The organism is Pseudomonas sp. EGD-AK9 (assembly GCF_000465935.2).
Taxonomy (GTDB): domain Bacteria; phylum Pseudomonadota; class Gammaproteobacteria; order Pseudomonadales; family Pseudomonadaceae; genus Aquipseudomonas.
The window spans coordinates 1-4081 of the sequence record NZ_AVOF01000289.1; the positions used below are offsets into that span (position 1 = coordinate 1).

General features: G+C 67.3%; 4 protein-coding genes. 1 reads left to right on the top strand and 3 read right to left on the bottom strand.

Features of this window, described 5'->3' with window-relative positions; translation table 11 throughout:
* Positions 1-620, bottom strand: a 620-nt coding sequence (locus tag N878_RS14100; protein WP_031303179.1) for an N-acetylmuramoyl-L-alanine amidase, incomplete at its 3' end; no start/stop codon positions are given.
* Positions 617-1207 carry a MarC family protein gene (locus N878_RS14105; protein WP_021444287.1) on the bottom strand — a complete coding sequence of 197 codons (591 nt, stop codon included), beginning with the start codon at positions 1205-1207 and terminating at the stop codon, positions 617-619. The genes N878_RS14100 and N878_RS14105, both read right to left, overlap by 4 nt.
* 229 nt (positions 1208-1436) lie before the next feature.
* On the opposite strand from N878_RS14105, the gene N878_RS14110 reads away from it, so the two are divergent.
* Positions 1437-2963 carry a nucleobase:cation symporter-2 family protein gene (locus tag N878_RS14110; protein ID WP_021444288.1) on the top strand — a complete coding sequence of 509 codons (1527 nt, stop codon included), beginning with the start codon at positions 1437-1439 and terminating at the stop codon, positions 2961-2963.
* 13 nt (positions 2964-2976) lie between these two features.
* Here the strand turns inward: N878_RS14110 and N878_RS14115 are convergent.
* The coding region (locus tag N878_RS14115) for a GGDEF domain-containing protein (RefSeq protein WP_021444289.1) at positions 2977-4081 on the bottom strand (1105 nt) is incomplete at its 5' end.

Below are 4081 nucleotides of genomic sequence, written 5' to 3' on the forward strand. Positions count from 1 at the left end.
GCCAGCTGCTCCTGGAACCACTGCACGCTGGGCGGGCTGGCGGCGAACAGCGCCTGCTGGCGCGCCACCGCCGCCTCGTCCGGCCAGGGCAGCAGGCCCTCGTCGGCCAGGCGCTTCCAGGGAAACAGCGGGCCCGGGTCGACCTTGCGCTGCGGCGCCACATCGCTGTGGGCGATGATCGCGCCCGGCGGCAACTGGTGACGCTGCACGATGTCCTTGAGCAGCACGATCAGCCTGTCGATCTGCTGCGGGGCGAAGGGCTGCCAATAGCGACCGGCCGGGGTCTCGTAGTAGCCCTGGTTGACCAGCTCGATGCCGATGGTCGAGGCGTTGAGCCAGGTGCGCCCCTGCCACTCGCTGACGCCGACGTGCCAGGCCCGGCGATCCTCATCCACCAGACGGTAGACGGTCGGCGGCGCGTCGCCGATCAGGTAATGGCTGCTCACCTCGGTCTCGGTGAGCAGCTTGAGCGAGCGCGCCAGATCGGTGGAGGTGTAGTGCAGCACCACGTACTGCACGCGGCTGTTCTGCCCCGTTGCGGTGTGGCTGTCGTCGATGCGCAGCCCAGCGCTGCAACCGGCGAGCAAGGCAAGAACGAGGCTAAGGCAGAGAGACTTCATGCGTGACCGAATACGCTTTGCAGGTTGTCCAGCAACATGTCGACGCTGAGCATGATCAGCAGCATGCCCATCAGTCGTTCCACCGCCGTCAACCCGCGGGTTCCGAGAAACCGCTGCAGGAACGAGGCCTGCAGCAGAATGAATGCCGTCGCCGCCCAGGCCAGCAGCAGCGCCAGGTAGAGCTCCCAGAGCGGCCCGGTATGGGTGTTGCGCAGGGTCATCAGCACCGCCAGGGCCGAGGGCCCGGCCACCGCCGGGGTGGCCAGCGGCACCAGCATCGGCTCGCCATCCGGCACGTCGCCGAGCAGGCCCTGCGGACTGGGGAAGATCAGGCGCATGGCGATGACGAACAGGATGATACCGCCGGCGATGGCGGTTGCCTCGCGCGACAGGCCCAGGCTGCTGAGGACTTTGTCACCAAAGGTGAGAAACAGCAGCAGCAGGGCCAGGGCGAACAGCAGCTCGCGCGCGGCGATCCAGATCCGGCGGCGCGGCTCGAGGTTCTTCAGCGCGGCGATGTAGATGGCGATATTGCCGAAGGGGTCGGTGACCAGAAAGATCAGCACGGCGATGCTGAAGATATCCATGGGCGTCTCCAGTGAGTCAGGCAGATAGTCTAGGGCCTGGCTGGGCTTCGCCGCGAGCCGGCGCGGCAGTCAGATTGCAGCGAAGAGGCAGCAGCCGATGCCTTTGTGACCGGAACTATCGAAATCGTATCGAGAAACATCACTCGTAAGAATGTATACAAAGTAGTAGCCAAAATAATAAAAATTTGTCTACATTGACCGGACAAGAACAACAGCGAGTAGCCTCACCATGACGTCCACCCCCACCAGCGCTCCTGCCCCGCGTCCCGAGGACGAGAATCTCGGCATCGGCGCCAATCTCCTCTATGGCTTGCAACACGTGCTGACCATGTATGGCGGCATAGTCGCGGTGCCGCTGATCGTCGGCCAGGCGGCCGGGCTGTCGCCAGCCGACATCGGCCTGCTGATCGCCGCCTCACTGTTCGTCGGCGGCGCCGCCACCCTGCTGCAGACCCTCGGCCTGCCGTTCTTCGGCTGTCAGCTGCCGCTGGTGCAGGGCGTGTCCTTCGCCAGCGTCGCCACCATAGTCGCCATAGTCGGCGCCAATGGCGGCGAAGGCGGCCTGCCGGTGGTGTTCGGCGCGGTGATAGGCGCGGCGCTGATCGGCCTGCTGATCACGCCGATCTTCTCCAAGATCACCAAGTTCTTCCCGCCACTGGTGACCGGCATCGTCATCACCACCATCGGCCTGACCCTGATGCCGGTGGCCGCGCGCTGGGCCATGGGCGGCAACAGCCAGGCCGCGGACTTCGGCAGCATGGCCAATATCGGCCTGGCTGCCTTCACCCTGGCCACCGTGCTGCTGCTGAGCAAGGTCGGCAGCGCCACCATCTCGCGCCTGTCGATCCTGCTGGCCATGGTGATCGGCACCCTGGTGGCCCTGGCCTTCGGCATGGCCGACTTCTCCAAGGTCGGCGCCGGCCCGGTACTGGCCTTCCCCACGCCGCTGCATTTCGGCATGCCGGTGTTCGAGCTGGCGGCGATCATTTCGATGTTGATCGTGGTGATCGTGATCCTGGTGGAAACCTCGGCCGACATCCTCGCCGTCGGCGACATCATCGACACCAAGGTCGACTCCAAGCGCCTCGGCAACGGCCTGCGTGCGGACATGATCGCCAGCGCGGTGGCGCCGCTGTTCGGCTCCTTCACCCAGAGCGCCTTCGCCCAGAACGTCGGCCTGGTCGCCGTCACCGGGGTCAAGAGCCGCTACGTGGTGGCCACCGGCGGGCTGATCCTGGTCACTCTCGGCCTGCTGCCGATCATGGGTCGGATCATCGCCGCAGTGCCCACCTCGGTGCTCGGCGGCGCCGGCGTGGTGCTGTTCGGCACCGTGGCTGCCAGCGGCATCCGCACCCTGGCCAAGGTCGACTACCGCAACAACATGAACCTGGTGATAGTCGCCACCTCGATCGGTTTCGGCATGATCCCCATCGCCATGCCGAGCTTCTACCACCACTTCCCGGCCTGGTTCGAGACCATCTTCCACTCCGGCATCAGCTCGGCGGCGATCATGGCGATCCTGCTCAACCTGCTGTTCAACCACTTCACCGCCGGCAATTCCGACCAGCAGTCGGTGTTCGTCGCCGGCACCGAGCGCAGCCTGCGCTACCGCGACATCGCCGCCCTGCACGACGGCGACCATTTCGTCGGCGGCAAGCTGTACGACGCGCAGGGCCAGGAAGTGCCGCTGCTGGAAGAAGAGGACGCGCACGGCCAGCCGCAGCCCCGGCGCCAGGCGGCGTTGGCGGAGCACTGAGGGGCAACGCGGCTCAGCCCAGTTCGATGCGGTTGCGCCCGCCGGCCTTGGCTCGATACAGGGCCTGGTCGGCGCGCTCGAACGCCGCCTCGGCGGCTTCCTCGCCACGGAATTCGGCGAGCCCGGCGGAGAGGGTGATGGTCACCGGCTCGCCCTTGAAGTGGAAGGGGCAGGCCTCGATGGCCGTGCGCAGGGTCTCCAGCAGCTGCACGCCGCCGTCCAGCGGCGTCGCCGGGATCAGCAGGACGAACTCCTCGCCGCCGTAACGGGCGATGAAGTCGGTCTTGCGCAGGCGCTTGTGCAGTTCGCCGGCGATGATCTTCAGCACCCGGTCGCCGGCCAGGTGACCGTAGCTGTCGTTGATCCGCTTGAAATGGTCGACGTCGAGCACCGCCAGCAGCAGCTCGCCGCCGTAGCGCAGGCGGCGCGCCGTCTCCAGCTCCAGGCGCTCGCTCCAGGCGGCGCGGTTGGGCAGGCCGGTCAGCGGGTCGAGCAGGGACTTCTGCCGCTGCTCCTCGATGTGCTCGCGAAACTGCTGGGCCTCGCGCTCCATCTCGGCGACCCGCTGCACCAGGCTCTGCAGGCGTTGAGCCACCTCGGCCTCGCGGCCGTCGCGCTGGCGCTGGTGGCTGCTGACGGTCTGCAGCAAGCCGTCCAGACGCTGCTCCAGGGCCTGCTTGAGCGCATCCAGATCCGCCGCGCTCTGCACGCTGTGCTGCAGGCCGCTGACCTGCTCGCGCAATTGCCGGTCGAAGTCGCGCGCGCTCTCGACCGATTCGCTGTAGCCCTCGTGCGCCTCGCTCAGGGTGCCGATAAAGGCCGCCAGGCGCTCGTTGAGCTGCTTGAGGTAACCGGCGAATTCGCGCTGGCCGCTGTCGCTCACCGCCAACACCAGCACCGCCAGGTCGTCCAGCACCGGCACCAGCTCGTACCAGTTGAGCCCGCCCTGCACCCGTTGGCGCAGCGCCTCGCCCTGCGGCTGGTGACGCGCCGGCAGCTCCAGCTCGGCGAGCAGGCCCAGCAGGCTCTCGGCGATATGCGGCGCCACCGCGCTGTAGCCGGGCTCGCTGCCGGGCAGGGCGAAACGCTGCGTCTCGTCCTCGCCCTGCGCCAGCAAC

What these genes read in the sequence shown, in the direction of transcription:
- N878_RS14105 (WP_021444287.1), bottom strand. Translation starts at nt 1,207, where the DNA reads ATGGATATCTTCAGCATCGCCGTGCTGATCTTTCTGGTCACCGACCCC.
- N878_RS14110 (WP_021444288.1), top strand. Translation starts at nt 1,437, where the DNA reads ATGACGTCCACCCCCACCAGCGCTCCTGCCCCGCGTCCCGAGGACGAG.